Here is a 14765-nt window from a genome sequence, read left to right as displayed (position 1 = left end):
GTCGTCGGAGCCGGTTCGGGGAGAGACCGGGAGACCGGCCGCAGTCTGAGGAGCGCGCGTGGAGAACGAGCCGACCGCCGAGCTGATCCGCGCGCAACTGCGGCGGCTGCGGGTGCGGGCCGAGCTGAGCCAGGAGGAGTTCGGGAGGCTCGTGCACTTCTCCGGCTCCCAGGTGTCGGCGGTGGAGCTGGGCCACCGGCCGCTGGACCGGTTCTTCCTCGCCCGGGCCGACGAGGTGCTCGGCACCGGCGGGCTGTTGATGTCGCTGCTCAAGCTCGCGGAGCGCGACGGCCAGCCGAGCTGGTTCCGCCCGTGGCTCGAAGCCGAACGCCAGGCCCAGCAGTTGCGCACCTACCAACCGACCCTGGTGCCCGGACTGCTCCAGACCGAGAACTACGCCCGCGCGATGATCCGCACCGATGATCTGATCAGCGACGACGAGGTGGAGCGGCGGCTTGGAGTACGGCTCGACCGACAGTCCATCCTGTCCGACCCGGGTGGCCCGAAGTACATCGCCGTCATCGAGGAGGCCATCCTGCGCCGCGCCGACGAGGGCTGTCGCGGACTCATGGCCGAGCAGATCGCGCACCTCGTCGAGTGCGCCGAGCGCCCGCACGTCGACATCCACATCGTGCCGGCCTCGGTCACCATGCACGTCGGCCTGGTCGGACCGTTCGCACTGGCCCGGGGAACAGACGGCGGCTGGGTCGGTCACCTGGAGAACCAACTCGGCGGCGTCGTGGTCGACAAGGACGAGGACGTGGCTATCCTGCTGTCCAGATGGGAGAGTGTCCGCAGCGAGGCACTACCGCGCCGACAGTCGGTCGAGCTGATGAAGGACGTGATGACCTCGTGGAGCTGACCGGAGCGATCTGGCGGAAGTCCACACGCAGCGGCACCCAGGGCGACTGTGTCGAGGTGTCGGACAATCTGGCCGGGGTGGTCGGGGTGCGGGACAGCAAGGACCCGGCCGGGCCGGTGCTCACCTTCACCCCCGATGCCTGGCGCACCTTCGTCCGGGTCAGCGGGAGCCGCGCGTCGCGCTGATCAGCACGGTGTGCTTGCGTACCCGGAACGCGCCTTCGGCATCGATGCGGGCCGCGATCGCGGCGCGGGCGGCCTCCTCCTGCGCGGCGGTGAGCGGCCCGATCATGCTGGCGACGTACGCCAGGATCGGCTCCGCGGCGGGCACCACCAGCTCGTCCGGGTAGCGCTCGACTGTCACGTCGTCGAAGTGGGCGGCGACACGGGCCGGTGTCGCCTCGGCGGTGACGTCGTTCCGGTGGTGGAACCGGACGGCCAGGTCGGGGCACCCGATCACCGGGCCGAGCGTGTTCAGATCGGCCATGTGGTCGCGGCCGTTCACGGCGACGGCGAGCCGCCCGCCGGGGCGCAGCACCCGCGCGAACTCGCGCAGCGCGGCGTCCGGGTCGTCCAGGTGGTAGAGCATGCTGTTGGCTATCACCGCGTCGACCGTGCCGGCGCGGAACGGCAGGTACGTGGCGTCGCACCGCAGCACCCGAGCGCCGGGCACCTCACGCAGCCGCGCGCACATGACGGGTGAGAAGTCGGTGACTGTGAGCCGGCCGATATGACTCACCCGGTGCCACAGCTCGCCGGTGCCGGCGCCCACCTCCAGCACGTCCCCGGCCAGTGGAAGCCGCTCACCCAGCCAGCCGAACCAGTCCTGGGGGTTGGTGCCGTACGAGTGCAGTGCCATGCGCGCGGTCAGGTTGCCGGTCGTCGTCGCGTACTGGCTGGTGGCGAGCGCCGACGCGATGACGTCGCCCGTCATGAGAGGTAGAAGCAGAACGGGTGACCGGCCGGGTCGAGGAGCACCCGGACGTCGTCCTGCGGCTGGAAGTCGGGCAGCGTCGCACCGACCGACACCGCGTACGCCACGGCCGCCTCCAGGTCGTCGACCTTGATGTCCAGGTGGACCGACATCTGCTGGTCACCGGGACCGGCCGGCCACACGGGCCGCACGTAGGCCGACTCGTCCTGGAACGCCAGCCAGTGGCCGCCCTCCGGCGGGGCGAGGACGACCCACTCGGGCTCCTCCTCGCGTCGGGTCCAGCCGAGCAGCCGCTCGTAGAACGCGGCCAGGTCCTCTGCGGACGGCGCGTCCAGCACCGTGGTCGTCAGCTTCATCAGCGGTCGCTCAGCCATGCCGCATTCCTACCGGACCCCCGCGACATTTACCGGCCCGTCCGCGCCGGCTCGGCGGGGTGGCGGCATCCGGCTGGTATCGATACCGCCACCTCGCCGAACTGGCGGCGATCGGTCCCCACCCGACACCGAAAGGGGTCGCACGGCCGTCCGCTCGCGCCATAAGCTGCGGCAATGCTGCTGCGCATGTCGACCCTGCTGCTTCGGACCCTGCGCGAGGACCCGGCCGACGCGGAGGTGCCGAGCCACCGGCTGCTGCTGCGCGCCGGATACGTCCGCCGGGCCGCGCCGGGCGGCTACACGTGGCTGCCGCTGGGCAAGCTCGTACTGGACCGGATCACCGCGATCGTGCGGGACGAGATGACCGCGATCGGCGACCAGGAGGTGCACTTCCCGGCGCTGCTCCCGGCCGAGCCGTACCGGACCAGCGGGCGGTGGACCGAGTACGGGGACGACATCTTCACGCTCGCCGACCGCAAGGGTGCCGACCACCTGCTCGCGCCGACCCACGAGGAGTTGGCCGCGCTGCTGGTGAAAGACCTGTTCACGTCGTACCGGGATTTCCCGGTGACGCTGTTCCAGATCCAGACCAAGTTCCGCGACGAGGCCCGCCCCCGGGCCGGTCTGCTGCGCGGGCGCGAGTTCCTGATGAAGGACGCCTACTCGTTCGACCTGGACGAGGCCGGGCTCCAGGCGGCGTACGACAGGCACCGCGCCGCCTACGAACGCATCTTCACCCGCCTCGGGCTGGAATTCGCCACCGTCCACGCGATGTCCGGCGCGATGGGTGGGTCCGCGTCGGAGGAGTTCCTGGCCGCCACGCCGGTCGGCGAGGACACGTTCGTCGGCTGCACCGCCTGCGACTACGCGGCGAACACCGAGGCGGTCGTGACCCGCGCCCCGGACGCCGACGACCCGGACGCGCACCCGCCCACCGAGGTGCACGACACCCCGGAGACGCCGACCATCGCCGCCCTGGTCGAGCTGGCCGAGGCCCGGAAACTGGGCGGGCGCACCGGCTGGACCGCCGCCGACACGTTGAAGAACGTGGTCCTCACCGTCCGCCGCCCCGGCGCCGAGCGGGCCGAGCCGCTGGTGATCGGCCTGCCCGGCGACCGCGAGGTGGACCTCAAGCGGGTCGAGGCGGTGCTCGCCCCGGCCACAGTGGCGGTCTTCGAGGACTGGGACGCGCACCCCGAGCTGATCCGCGGCTACATCGGGCCGCAGATCCTCGCCAAGCACGGCATCCGCTACCTGGTCGACCCCCGCGTGGTGCCCGGCACCGCGTGGCTGACCGGCGCGAACGAGCCGGGCCGGCACGCCACCGACGTGGTGTGCGGGCGGGACTTCGTACCCGACGGCACGATCGAGGCCGCCGAGGTGCGGCCCGGCGACCCCTGCCCGGCCTGCGCCGACGGCGAGCTGACCATCCGGCGGGGCATCGAGGTCGGGCACATCTTCCAGCTCGGACGCCGCTACACCGACGCGTTCGCGGTCGACGTGCTCGGCCCCGAGGGCAAGCCGGTCCGGCCCACCATGGGCTGCTACGGCATCGGCGTTTCCCGGGCGGTCGCCGCCGTGGCCGAGCAGCACCACGACGACCGAGGGCTGGTCTGGCCGGCCGCTGTGGCGCCGTGCGACGTACACCTGGTCGCCGCCGGGAAGGGGCCGCAACTCGACGCGGCGCTCGACCTCGGCGGGCGCCTCGCCGCCGCCGGCCTGCGCGTGCTGGTCGACGACCGCACGCACGTGTCCGCCGGGGTGAAGTTCACCGACGCCGAGCTGATCGGCGTCCCGCGCGCCGTCGTGGTCGGCCGTCGCCTGGCTGACGGGTACGTGGAACTGCGCGACCGGGCCACCGGCGAGCGCACCGAGCTACCGGTGGAGGCCATCGTGGAGCGCCTGCGCGCCGATGTGGGCGCGACGCGCCGCGACGGGGTGTAGCGAACGCGCCACCGGGTACCGCAAACGGATCGACCGAGGCGTTCGGAGGCTCTCATGTACCGCGTCAGTGACGTGATGACCAGGCAGGTGATCTACCTCTCGGCGGAGACCCCGCTGGACGAGGCGGCCCGGGTGATGAAGGAGTCGGACATCGGCGACGTGGTGGTGACCGACGGCGCCACGCTGGCCGGCATGCTGACCGACCGCGACATCGTGGTGCGGGCGGTGGCCGAGCGGGCCGACCCCGGCACCACCACGATCGGCTCGATCATCACCCGCGAGGTGGTGATGATCGAGCAGCACTGCACGGCGAGCGAGGCGGCGGCGCTGATGCGCGAGCGCAACATCCGCCGGGTGCTGGTGTGCGACAGCGACCGCAAGCTCGTCGGCATCGTCTCCCTCGGCGACCTCGCCATGCAGCTCGACCCCCAGTCGGCGCTCAGCGACATCAGCGAGGCCGCGCCGAACGTGTGAGTGCGGGCCCCGCACGCCTGCGGCGGGGCCCCGCCCGGCACCGCCGGGTGACGACGCGCCACGGCGGATAGCCTCGACCCATGCCCGAGATGCCGACCAAGCTGGCCGAGATCGTCGACGAGTTCGCCGCCGCGCCCCGCGACGTCGTCCTGGAGATGCTGCTGGAGTTCGCGGACGTGATCCCGCCCCTGCCCGAGGGTGTGAACCGGGAGGAGCTGGAGCAGGTCCCCGAGTGCCAGACCGCGTTCTTCCTGCGCGCCGAGGTGAACGCCGACAAGACGGTGAGCACTGTCTTCGACTGCCCGCCGGAGGCGCCCACCACCCGGGCGTTCGCCGGCATCCTCGCCGAAGGGCTGGCCGGGGCGAGCGCCGAGGAGGTGCTCGCCGTACCGGACGACCTGTACCAGCGGATGGGCCTGGCGCAGGCGATCAGCCCGCTGCGGGTACGCGGCGGCACCGCCATCCTGGCCCGGCTCAAGCGCCAGGTCCGGGAACAGATCTCCTGACCCGCGGGTTGTCGCTGGTCATGGACATCGAGATCTACGCCGACGTGGTCTGCCCCTGGTGCTGGATCGGCAAGCGCCGACTGGAACAGGCTCTGGAGTCGTACGACGGCGAGGTGACTGTCCGGTTCCGGCCGTTCCAGCTGGACCCGACGCCGGTCACCGAGCCGAAGCCGCTGCTGGAGGCGCTCGGCGACAAGTTCGGCGGCCGGGACAAGGCCGAGGGCATGGCCGCGCACGTCACCGGCGTCGCCGCGGGCGCGGGTCTCGACCTGCGGTTCGACCGGGCGGTGGCCGCGAACACGTTCGACGCGCACCGGCTGGTGCGTTTCGCCACCGAGCACGGGCGCTCCGCCGAGATGGTCGAGCGGCTCTACCGGGCGCACTTCCACGACGGCGTCGACGTCGGCTCGATCGACGCGCTGGTCACGCTGGCCGGCGAGGCCGGGCTGGACGAGACCGAGGCGCGGCAGTACCTGGAGTCGAACCTGGGCCGCCGGGAGGTCGCCGCCGACCTGAGCACCGCGCACCAGCTCGGCGTCTCCAGCGTGCCGACGTTCGTGCTGGCCGGGAAGTACGCGGTCACCGGTGCGCAGGAGCCGGAGACGCTGCTGGCCGCGCTGCGCGAGGTGGCGCAGCGCGAAGCGGCAGCCTGATGTTTCACGTGGAACAAGATCGATGTGGATGAGGACCTAGGCCGGCTTGGCCAGGTCCTCCACCACCCTCGCCCCGGGCAGCGCGCCGAGCGCCGGCCCGGGCAGGGCGATCTTGCTGTGCCGTACGCCCGATCCGATGATCACGTGCGGTGTGGCGATCACCCGGGAGTCGACGAGGATCGGCCAGTCCGCCGGCAGGCCGATCGGCGTGATGCCGCCGTACTCCATGCCGCTGCGCTCGACCGCCTCGGCCATCGGCGCGAAGCTCGCCTTGCGCACGTCGAGCAGCTTGCGGACCACGCCGTTCACGTCAGCGCGGGTGGTGGCGAGCACGACACAGGCCGCGTACCGGGTCTCGCCGCCACGCTTGCCGGCGACCACCACGCAGTTGGCCGACTCCTCCAGCCCCACCTCGTACGCCTCACAGAAGGCAGCGGTGTCGGCCAGGTCGGCGTCGATCGGGGCGACCAGCACCTCGTCCACGTCCACCGGAGCCTCGGCCGGCCACTCCTGCAGCGCCGCGGCGACCGGCGGGGCCAGCAGGTCGAGCCGCGTGCGGGCCGGCTCCGTCTTCAGCGTCCCCATCATGCCGCGATCCTCGCACCCACCCGGCGGATCGACCGGCCGGACCCCGCCCCCGCCCTTCAGTTGGGATTGGTGAGGAACGCGTTCTCCTGGGCGAAGTCCCGGTTCTCGGTGGTGGTGAGCTGCCGGCGGCGCAGCACCTCGGGACGGTTCGCCTCGGCGTCCTCGATGCCGTGCCGGACGCCGACCCGGATCACGCCGTAGAGGAAGACGAAACCGAAGACGTAGAGGAGCACTGTGGCGACGAAGACCAGCATGCGGTCACCGTAGGCCGGTGCGGACCCGACCGGTTCTCATCTTCCGCCGGTTCCCCCGTACGTGTCCGCCAGGTAGTCGGCCCAGGTCCGGCTGCCGGTCGGCGTGGCGGTCGTGGTGAGCCCACCCGCACGCAGTTCCCGCCCGAGCCGGCCGGGGATCCGGACCGGCAGCAGCGGACGGCGGACCCGCCGGGCCGCCAGCCAGGCGCGGGCCGCGTCGTCGTAGCGCAGCACCTCCGGTCCGCCGAAGTCCTCCACCCGGTGCGACGGCCCAGCCAGCAGCAGCACCGCGAGCCGGTCCGCGACGTCGACCGGGTCGACCGGCTGGGCGAGCACGGCCCGGTCCCCGATCACCGGGCCGAGCCGGCTCGCGCCGCTCAGCAGCCCTTCCAGGAATTCCGGGAACTGGGTCGCCCGCAGCACGCTCCACGGCACCGGCCCGGCGGCCACCACCTGCTCGGCCGCGAGCTTGTGCCGGTAGTAGGCCAGCGGCACCCGGTCGACGCCGACGATCGAGACGAACACCAGGTGACGCACCCCGGCGTGACCCGCGGCCACCGCCAGGCGGCGGGTGCCGAGCACGTCGACGTCGTGGGTGCGCCGGTTGGGCGACGAGGCCAGGTGCAGCACCGCGTCCACCTCGGCGACCGCTTCGGCCAGCCCGGCGCCGGTGGCCAGATCGGCGCTCACCCATTCGACCCCGTCTCCGGTACGCGGCCGGCGGCTGACCGCCCGCAGCGTGAAGCCCTCGTCCCGCAGACGCGGCACCGCCACCCGCCCGAGCCGTCCGGTCGCCCCGGTCACCAGTACCCGCATCGCCACTCCTCCCGCACACGCGCAGCCGCCACACCGCGGCTCCACGGTGGGACGGGACGCCGACCCGGATCGTGACAGCTACCCGCTCGACGCCACCCCACCCGATCCTGCGCCACCCGACGGCCCTCACGACCCGGATCGCTCCACCCGCCGCCCACCGGCCTTCCGCTGCACCCACCCGCCCCCCACCAAGTTGACCAAGGAGTTTGTGTCGGATGACGGCCCTTCGCCGGACACAAACTCCTTGATCAACGGCAGAGGCACGGGCGGGCGCCGGGCGGGCGAGTGGGCCGAGGGTGGGCGGGGTGGGTCAGGGGGTGGGGCGGGGGACCACGCGGCCGGCCACGACCAGGCCGAGCAGGCCGCAGGCGGCTGCGACGGCCAGCGTGGTCGCGTAACCGGCCGGGCCGGGGGACGCACCGGCGGCCAGGACCGCACCGGTGAGCGCCAGCACGGTGGCGGCGGCGAGCGAGTCGCCCAACTGCAGCGCGGAGCTGTTGCGGCCCTGCTCGGCCGGGGCGGACTGCTCCAGGGTGAGCACCGACAGCGACGGATAGAGCAGCCCCATGCCCAGCCCGGCCACCGACCAGCTCAGCACGGCCGGCAGCACCGGCAGGCCGGGCACCAGCGCCGACGCCACGCCCGCCGTACCGATCGTGATGCAGGCCAGCCCGGCCCGGGGCAGCGTCGCCGCCGAGCGGGGCGAGCCGATGCGGCCCTGGATCCACGAGCCCACCGACCAGGACAACGCGCCGACGGTCAGCACCAGGCCGGCGCCGGTTGGCGAGAAACCGCGCTCCCGGGACAGCATCAGCGGGATCACCACCTCAGCGGCCACGAACGCCGCCGACGCCAGCGCGCGCAACCCGATCACCGTCGGCAGTCCCCGTGCCGCGCGCAGGAAACCGGCCGGCAGCAGGTGCGGTACGCAGACGAGCAGCCCGGCCAGCGCTGCGGCGATCAGGCCGGCGGCGAGAACGCCGCGCTGCTGCCCCCCGTAGTGCAGCAGTGCGGCGCTCGCCCCCGCCCCGCAGGCCCAGCCGATCCGGGCCAGGGCGCCGGCCGGCGGCCGGGTCGCCACGGTGGCGGTCAGCGCGCGCAGTCCCGGCTGGACCAGCAGCGCCGCCGGGATCGCCACCGCCGGCACCGCAAGGAACACCCATCGCCAGCCCAGGTGTTCCACGATCAGCCCGGCCAGCGCCGGGCCGACGAGCGACGGCACCACCCAGGCCGCGGCGAACGCGGCGAAGATCCGCCGCCGCAACTGCTCCGGGTACGCCTGACCGACGACCACGTACAGCGCCACCGAGACCAGTCCGGAGCCGAAGCCCTGCACCACCCGCCCGACGACCAGCACCTCCATGGTCGTCGCGGCGCCGGCCACCACCAGCCCGGCGACGAACCAGACGACCCCGTGCCACATGGCCTGGCGTGGTCCGCGCGCGTCGCACCAGATGCCGGAGGCGACCATCGCCACCACGCCGGAGGCGAACGGGCCGCCGAACGCCAGCGCGTACAGGCCGAGTCCGTCGAGGCTGCGCGCCACGGTCGGCATGGCGGTCCCCACCGCCAGCGCCTCGAACGCGAGCAGGGACACCAGGGCGACACTGCCCACAGTCATCGCCCGCAGGCGCGGCGACCAGAGGTCGACGGGTGGATCAGCCGGTACGGCGGTGGCGCTGGTCATGGCGTTCAGCCTGGGACCTCACCCCTGGTTGAGGTCAACTGTGGCGCGCGTCTCGTCCGGTGCAAGCGGCGGCGCACGCCCGGAAACTTCTGCCGTCGGGGTGGCATGACGGACGCCGCGCCGGGAAGTCGGGCCGCCGGGACGAGACCGGGAGGCGAGATGACGCTGGGACGGTTCGCCGGCCTCCTGCTGTCACCGACTGTCGTACCGGAAGCCGCCGCGCGTGTCGCGCGTACCGTCGGCTCGGCCCTGCCCACTGACGCCGTGCCGGCCCGGGTCAGCGAGGTGGCGGGCAGCGTCGGTACGGCCGCGGCCCGGCTGGCCCGCCTCACCGGACTGACCAGCCGCCGGGTGTGGTCGCAGGACGGCCGCCACCACATCGAGGTGCACGGTGTCTGCCAGGACGGCGGCGACCGGCTGGCCCGTCAGGTCGAGGCGGCGCTGGAGTCGATGCCGGGGGTGACCTGGGCGCGGGTGAACGCGCCGTCGGGCCGGGTGGTGGTGGCGACCGGTGAACCGGCGCCGAAGCTGCGCGACCTGATCGCCACTGTGGCGCGCGTCGAGCGGACCTGCCCGTACGAGCCGGACCCGGAGATCGAGCCACCGCAGCCGCCCGAGGACGGACCGCGTACCGCGCGGACGTTCGGTGCGCTGCTGTCCGACGTGCTCGGGCTGAGCATCTCCGCGGCTACCCGGGTGCTGCCGCTCACCCCCATTCCGGCCGAGGTCGCCGGGCTGCTCGGCGCGGTCGACCTGCACCCGAAGCTGCACGCGCTGGCCGGTCTGGGCATCCGCGCGGACCCGCGCGCCGAGGTGCTGTTCCCGCTGGCCGAGGCGGTGGTGCAGGGCCTGACCGGCGGCTGGGCCGGCATCGTGCTGGACGGCGCGCAGCGCGTGGTGCAGTGGGGCGAGGGTGCCGCGCAACTGGCCGCGTGGCGACGGGCCGAGCCGCACCTGACCGGTGACCCGGAGCGGGCGGTGGCCCGGGTGCCGGACGGCGAACGGCCCTGCCCGGTGCCGGACGGTCAGCCCGAGCGGTACGCCAAGCGGGTACTTCCGGCCGGCGCGGTCGCCGGGGCGGCGGCGCTGCCGGTGCTGGGGCCGAAGCGGGCCGCCGCGCTGGCGCTGTCGTCGCTGCCGAAGGCGCCCGGCTCCGGCCGCGAGGGGTACGGCGCGCAGCTCGGCCGGATGCTCGCCCGGCGTGGCGTGATCGCGATGGACCGCAGCGTGCTGCGGGAGCTGGACCGGATCGACACGGTGGTGCTCGACGCGGCGGTGCTCGGGTCGGACCGGGGCGTCCTGGCCGACCTCGCGCCGCTGGCCGACGCCGACACCGGGCAGGTCGCCGCCCGGGCGTTCGCGTTGTTCGACCCGGCCGAGCCGGACGCCGTACGCGCCGCCGACGGCTGGCGGATCGGCCCGCTCGACCGGCTCGGCGCCGACGATCCCGGGGACACGCCGGACAGCGCCCGGCTGCGCGCCGACGGTGGACGGCTGCTCGGGCTGGCCGAGAACGGCCGGCTGGCCGCCGTCCTGCGGGTCGAGCCGGAGCCCGCGCCCGGCGTGGACGCGCTCGCGTCGGCCGCCCGGCAGGCGGGCCTGCGGCTCGTGGTCGGCGGCGCGGACGACGGCCGCTACGACTTCGCCGACCTGCTCGTACCCGGCGGCCCCGATCTCGCCGACTCGGTGCACGACCTGCAACGCGAGGGCGCGACGGTGATGGTGGTCTCCGGTGAGCGGTCGGCACTCGCCGCGTCGGACTGCGGCGTCGGCGTGTACGGCCCGGACGACCTGCCGCCGTGGGGCGCGCACCTGCTGGTCGGTGACGACCTGCGGGTACCCGCACTGCTCATCGACGCCGCCGGGGTGGCCCGCCGGATGACCGCGCAGAACGTCCGGATCTCCATGGCCGGCAGCGGGCTCGGCGCGCTCGCCGCGTTCACCGCCGACCGGCGACGGCTGCCCCGCCCGACCCTGGCGGCGGTGAACGGCGCGGCGGCGCTCGCGTTCGCGCACGGCGTGTTCCGGGCGCACCGGCTGCCGGACCGGACCGGCGCACCGATGCCCTCGCTCACCGCGTGGCATCTCATGCCGGTGCAGACCGTCCTGGACCAGCTCGCCACCGACCCGTCCGGGCTGGCCGAGGACGAGGCGGCCCGGCGCCGGCGCGTCGAGGTCGGGGACGAGCACGGTCCGGCCGGGCTGCTCCGCGCGTTCGTGGAGGAGCTGTCCAATCCGCTCACCCCGGTGCTGGCCGCCGGTGCGGTGCTCTCCGCCGCGTTCGGCTCGCTGGTCGACGCCGCGCTGGTGGGTGGCGTGGTGGGCGGGTCCGCCCTGGTCGGCGCCGTGCACCAGCGCAACACCGAACGGTCCCTGGCCGAGCTGCTGTCCCGCTCGGCGGTCACCGCCCGGGTGCTGCGCGACGGCACCGAGCGGGTGGTCCCCGCCGAGGAGCTGGTACGCGGCGACGTGATCACCGTCAGTTCCGGGGACGCCGTACCGGCCGACTGCCGGGTGCTGACGAGCGACGGGCTGGAGGCCGACGAGTCGTCCCTGACCGGCGAGTCGCTGCCGGTGGCGAAGAGCCCGGAACCGGTGGTGGCGGCGGCCATCGCCGAACGGCACTCAATGCTGTTCGAGGGCACCACTGTCGCCGCCGGACTCGGCACCGCGGTGGTGGTGGCGACCGGTGCGGAGACCGAGGCCGGGCGGAGCCTCGCCATGGCCCGGCAGGCCCCGCCCGCCAGTGGCGTGGAGGCCCGGCTCGGCAAGCTGACCAGCAGTGCCGTACCCCTGGCGGCCGCCTCGGCGATCGCGGTCGCAGGGGCGGGGCTGCTTCGGGGCGTACCCCTTGCCGAAACGGCGGCGACCGCCGCGAACCTGGCCGTGGCGTCGGTGCCGGAGGGGTTGCCGTTCCTGGTCAGTGCCGCGCAGCTGGCGGCGGCGCGGCGGCTGGCCGAGCACGGCGCCCTGGTCCGCAACCCCCGGACCATCGAGGCCTTGGGCCGGGTCGACGTGCTCTGCTTCGACAAGACCGGCACGCTCACCGAGGGCAAGCTGCTGCTGGCGGGGGTGGGTACCGGTGACGGCCGGTACGCCGTGCTGGACGAACTGGACGAGTCGCTCCGGTCGACGCTGGGCGCCGCAGTGCGGGCCACCCCGTCCGCCGCCGACCCGGACGAGTTGCCGCAGCAGACCGACCGGGCGGTACGCCACGGCGCGGACGCCGCCGGGGTGGACGAGCGGACCGGCGCGACGGACTGGACCGCCACGGCCGGGCTGCCGTTCGAGCCGTCCCGGGGCTACAGCGCCGCTGTCGGCCGCACCGCCGGCGGGCTGCTGCTGAGCGTGAAGGGCGCCCCCGAGTCGGTGCTGCCGCGCTGCGCGTCCCGGCGCACCGCCGAAGGCGACCGGCCGCTCGACGCGGCCGGACGCGAGGAGGTGCAGGCCATGCTGTCCGGGCGGGCCGGCGCCGGGCACCGCATCCTCGCCGTGGCCGAGTGCCCGGTCTCCAGCGAGCAGGTAAGCGACGAGCAGGTCGACGGGCTGGTCTTCGTGGGTTTCCTGACGCTCGCCGACGGGGTGCGGGACAGCGCCCGGCCGGCGGTGGCCCGGATCCGGGCCGCGGGCGTGCACACCGTCATGATCACCGGCGACCACCCGGCCACGGCCGAGGCGATCGCCGCCACGATCAGCCCGGACGACGGCGGGCAGCGCGTGGTCACCGCCAGCGACCTGGACCGGCTGGACGACGCCGCGCTCGCCGAGCGCCTGATGGCCACCGACGTGGTGGCGCGCTGCACGCCCGCCCACAAGGTACGGATCATCCAGGCGTTGCAGCGCCAGGACCGCACCGTCGCGATGACCGGTGACGGCGCCAACGACGCCCCGGCGATCCGGCTGGCCGACGTCGGCATCGCGCTCGGTCAGCGCGGCACTCCCGCCGCCCGCGCCGCCGCCGACCTGGTGGTCACCGACGACCGGCTGGAGACGATCATCGCCACGCTGGTCGAGGGGCGGGCCATGTGGTCGTCCGTCCGGCACGCGCTGAGCATCCTGGTCGGCGGCAACCTCGGCGAGATCGCGTTCAGCGTGCTGACCGCCGCCGCGACCGGCCGGTCCGCCCTCACCGGCCGGCAACTGCTGCTGGTCAACCTGCTCACCGACCTGGCGCCCGCGCTCGCCATCGCGGTCCGCCCGCCGGCCGACGACAGCGCCGACCATCTGCTGCGGGAGGGGCCGGACTCCTCACTCGGCGTCACCATGACCCGGGAGATCGGGCTGCGCGCGGCGGCGACCACGCTGGGCGCGACCGCCGGCTGGACGATCGCCAGGTGGACCGGCACCCAGCGGCGGGCCGGCACCGTCGCGCTGGCCTCGCTGATCGGCACGCAGCTCGGGCAGACAGTGCTGGCCGGCGGCACCAGCCCCAGCGTGCTCGTCGCCACCGCCGCGTCGGTGGGCGTGCTCGTGGCGGTGGTGCAGACGCCCGGGGTCAGCCAGTTCTTCGGCTGCACCCCGCTCGGCCCGGTGGGCTGGACCATCGCCACCGGCTCGGCGCTCGGCGCGACGTTCGCCAACGGCGCGCTGACCAAGCTGGTGGACCGTCTGCCGCAGCCCGGCTCGCATCCGCGCCCCGACGCCGACCAGTCCTAGCGCCAGGTGGCGGCGGCGCGGCGCAGCCGGTCGTTTATCGCCCGGCCCACGCCGGTCTCCGGTACCGGCTCGGCGACGATTTCGGTCACCCCGGCCGCGTCGAGCCGGTGCAGCGCGTCGAACAGGCGCGCCGCCGCCGCCGTCACGTCGCCGTCGGGCGACAGCACCTCCACCGCCGCCCAGTCGCCGTCCGCCGGTGGTTCCCGGAAGGCCAGGAAGCCCCGCCGGCCTTCGCCGGGCTCGGTCGCCGCGCCCAACCGCAAGGGGGTACGCGGGGCGTAGTGCGCGGCCAGCGTCCCGGGCGCGACCGGCTGACCGGAGCTGCCCTGGCGCACCTCGACCGGGCCGACCGCCTCGACGAGCGCCTCGATCGGCAGCGCGCCCAGCCGCAGCACCACCGGCCGGTCACCGCGGGCGTCCACGATCGTCGACTCGATGCCGCACCGGGTGGGCCCACCGTCGAGCACGACGTCCACCGCGCCGCCCAGTCCGGCCACCACGTGCTCGGCGCGGGTGGGGCTGAGCTGACCGAAACGGTTGGCGCTCGGCGCCGCCACCGGCACGCCGGCGGCGGCGATCAGCGCCCGCGCCGACGGCTCGTCCGGTACGCGTACCGCCATGGTGTCCAGGCCGGAGGTGACGATCGGCGGGATGATCTCCGGCCGGTCCACGATCAGGGTGAGCGGGCCGGGCCAGAACCGCTTCGCCAGTTCGGCCACCGCCGCGGGCACCTCGCCCACGAGCGCGGCCAGGTCGGCGGCGTCGGCCAGGTGGCTGATCAGCGGGTCGAAGCTGGGCCGGGCCTTCGCCTCGAAGATCCGCGCGGCGGCCCGGGCGTCGAGCGCGTTCGCGCCGAGCCCGTAGACCGTCTCGGTGGGGAAGGCGACCAGCCCGCCGGCGCGCAGGACGGCGGCTGCCTCGTCGATGCCGCTCTCTGCCGGCAGGACGCGCGGGGATCCGGTGCTCACGCGTCCGACGCTAGCCTGCCCGGGGCGCCGCCCCGGCACGACCCTGCCGT

At 74.5% G+C, this 14765-nt stretch carries 14 protein-coding genes; 7 read left to right on the top strand and 7 right to left on the bottom strand.

Going from position 1 to position 14765, the window contains the following annotated elements; translation table 11 throughout:
- The first annotated feature begins 58 nt into the window (after positions 1-58).
- Positions 59-862 (top strand): helix-turn-helix domain-containing protein, encoded by an 804-nt coding sequence (locus ACQP26_RS00205; protein WP_433494623.1) that lies wholly within the window; start codon positions 59-61, stop codon positions 860-862.
- Positions 853-1047 carry a DUF397 domain-containing protein gene (locus ACQP26_RS00200; protein WP_433494622.1) on the top strand — a complete coding sequence of 65 codons (195 nt, stop codon included), beginning with the start codon at positions 853-855 and terminating at the stop codon, positions 1045-1047. The genes ACQP26_RS00205 and ACQP26_RS00200 overlap by 10 nt, the downstream gene beginning before the upstream one ends.
- Here ACQP26_RS00200 and ACQP26_RS00195 read toward each other — a convergent pair.
- Positions 1022-1795, bottom strand: coding sequence for a class I SAM-dependent methyltransferase (locus ACQP26_RS00195; protein ID WP_433494621.1), 774 nt, complete (start codon positions 1793-1795; stop codon positions 1022-1024). The genes ACQP26_RS00200 and ACQP26_RS00195 overlap by 26 nt on opposite strands.
- Positions 1792-2169, bottom strand: coding sequence for a VOC family protein (locus ACQP26_RS00190; RefSeq protein WP_281579431.1), 378 nt, complete (start codon positions 2167-2169; stop codon positions 1792-1794). Before ACQP26_RS00190 ends, ACQP26_RS00195 begins: the two co-directional genes overlap by 4 nt.
- 174 nt (positions 2170-2343) lie before the next feature.
- Between ACQP26_RS00190 and ACQP26_RS00185 the strand changes: the two genes are divergently transcribed.
- The 4 genes from ACQP26_RS00185 (at position 2344) to ACQP26_RS00170 (ending at position 5746) form a co-directional block, all read left to right on the top strand.
- A complete protein-coding gene (locus ACQP26_RS00185; RefSeq protein WP_433494620.1) occupies positions 2344-4113 on the top strand; it encodes a proline--tRNA ligase in 1770 nt (589 codons plus the stop codon).
- Between the two features lie 54 nt (positions 4114-4167).
- Positions 4168-4587, top strand: coding sequence for a CBS domain-containing protein (locus tag ACQP26_RS00180; protein ID WP_269703286.1), 420 nt, complete (start codon positions 4168-4170; stop codon positions 4585-4587).
- A gap of 80 nt (positions 4588-4667) precedes the next feature.
- Complete coding sequence (locus tag ACQP26_RS00175) at positions 4668-5093, top strand: SufE family protein (protein WP_013283255.1); 426 nt, start codon at positions 4668-4670, stop codon at positions 5091-5093.
- 20 nt (positions 5094-5113) lie between these two features.
- The gene (locus ACQP26_RS00170) at positions 5114-5746 is read left to right on the top strand and encodes a DsbA family oxidoreductase (RefSeq protein WP_128137990.1); all 633 of its coding nucleotides are present in this window, start codon (positions 5114-5116) and stop codon (positions 5744-5746) included.
- Positions 5747-5782: 36 nt separating this feature from the next.
- Here the strand turns inward: ACQP26_RS00170 and ACQP26_RS00165 are convergent, their stop codons facing one another.
- From ACQP26_RS00165 to ACQP26_RS00150, 4 genes are all read right to left on the bottom strand, one after another.
- Positions 5783-6331 carry a YbaK/EbsC family protein gene (locus tag ACQP26_RS00165; protein ID WP_269706956.1) on the bottom strand — a complete coding sequence of 183 codons (549 nt, stop codon included), beginning with the start codon at positions 6329-6331 and terminating at the stop codon, positions 5783-5785.
- Positions 6332-6390: 59 nt separating this feature from the next.
- The gene (locus ACQP26_RS00160; RefSeq protein WP_269703290.1) at positions 6391-6588 is read right to left on the bottom strand and encodes a hypothetical protein; all 198 of its coding nucleotides are present in this window, start codon (positions 6586-6588) and stop codon (positions 6391-6393) included.
- 36 nt (positions 6589-6624) lie between these two features.
- Positions 6625-7404 carry an SDR family oxidoreductase gene (locus tag ACQP26_RS00155; protein WP_433494619.1) on the bottom strand — a complete coding sequence of 260 codons (780 nt, stop codon included), beginning with the start codon at positions 7402-7404 and terminating at the stop codon, positions 6625-6627.
- 310 nt (positions 7405-7714) lie between these two features.
- Complete coding sequence (locus ACQP26_RS00150) at positions 7715-9091, bottom strand: MFS transporter (RefSeq protein WP_433494618.1); 1377 nt, start codon at positions 9089-9091, stop codon at positions 7715-7717.
- Positions 9092-9250: 159 nt separating this feature from the next.
- Between ACQP26_RS00150 and ACQP26_RS00145 the strand changes: the two genes are divergently transcribed.
- Positions 9251-13747 carry an HAD-IC family P-type ATPase gene (locus tag ACQP26_RS00145; protein ID WP_433494617.1) on the top strand — a complete coding sequence of 1499 codons (4497 nt, stop codon included), beginning with the start codon at positions 9251-9253 and terminating at the stop codon, positions 13745-13747.
- On the opposite strand, the gene ACQP26_RS00140 is transcribed toward ACQP26_RS00145, so the two are convergent.
- Entirely contained in the window at positions 13744-14691 is a 948-nt protein-coding gene (locus ACQP26_RS00140; protein ID WP_433496234.1) for an L-threonylcarbamoyladenylate synthase, read from the bottom strand. The genes ACQP26_RS00145 and ACQP26_RS00140 overlap by 4 nt on opposite strands.
- Between the last annotated feature and the right edge of the window lie 74 nt (positions 14692-14765).

Source organism: Micromonospora sp. CA-248089 (assembly GCF_050948515.1).
Classification (GTDB): Bacteria; Actinomycetota; Actinomycetes; order Mycobacteriales; family Micromonosporaceae; genus Micromonospora.
The sequence above is the reverse complement of the archived record's forward strand: the minus strand, read 5'-3'. Positions and strand labels throughout refer to the sequence as shown.

Coding starts and splice junctions, on each gene's coding strand:
- ACQP26_RS00185 (WP_433494620.1), top strand. CDS start 2,344: ATGCTGCTGCGCATGTCGACCCTGCTGCTTCGGACCCTGCGCGAGGAC.
- ACQP26_RS00155 (WP_433494619.1), bottom strand. CDS start 7,404: ATGCGGGTACTGGTGACCGGGGCGACCGGACGGCTCGGGCGGGTGGCG.
- ACQP26_RS00190 (WP_281579431.1), bottom strand. CDS start 2,169: ATGGCTGAGCGACCGCTGATGAAGCTGACGACCACGGTGCTGGACGCG.
- ACQP26_RS00180 (WP_269703286.1), top strand. CDS start 4,168: ATGTACCGCGTCAGTGACGTGATGACCAGGCAGGTGATCTACCTCTCG.
- ACQP26_RS00160 (WP_269703290.1), bottom strand. CDS start 6,588: ATGCTGGTCTTCGTCGCCACAGTGCTCCTCTACGTCTTCGGTTTCGTC.
- ACQP26_RS00195 (WP_433494621.1), bottom strand. CDS start 1,795: ATGACGGGCGACGTCATCGCGTCGGCGCTCGCCACCAGCCAGTACGCG.
- ACQP26_RS00150 (WP_433494618.1), bottom strand. CDS start 9,091: ATGACCAGCGCCACCGCCGTACCGGCTGATCCACCCGTCGACCTCTGG.
- ACQP26_RS00170 (WP_128137990.1), top strand. CDS start 5,114: ATGGACATCGAGATCTACGCCGACGTGGTCTGCCCCTGGTGCTGGATC.
- ACQP26_RS00175 (WP_013283255.1), top strand. CDS start 4,668: ATGCCCGAGATGCCGACCAAGCTGGCCGAGATCGTCGACGAGTTCGCC.
- ACQP26_RS00165 (WP_269706956.1), bottom strand. CDS start 6,331: ATGGGGACGCTGAAGACGGAGCCGGCCCGCACGCGGCTCGACCTGCTG.
- ACQP26_RS00145 (WP_433494617.1), top strand. CDS start 9,251: ATGACGCTGGGACGGTTCGCCGGCCTCCTGCTGTCACCGACTGTCGTA.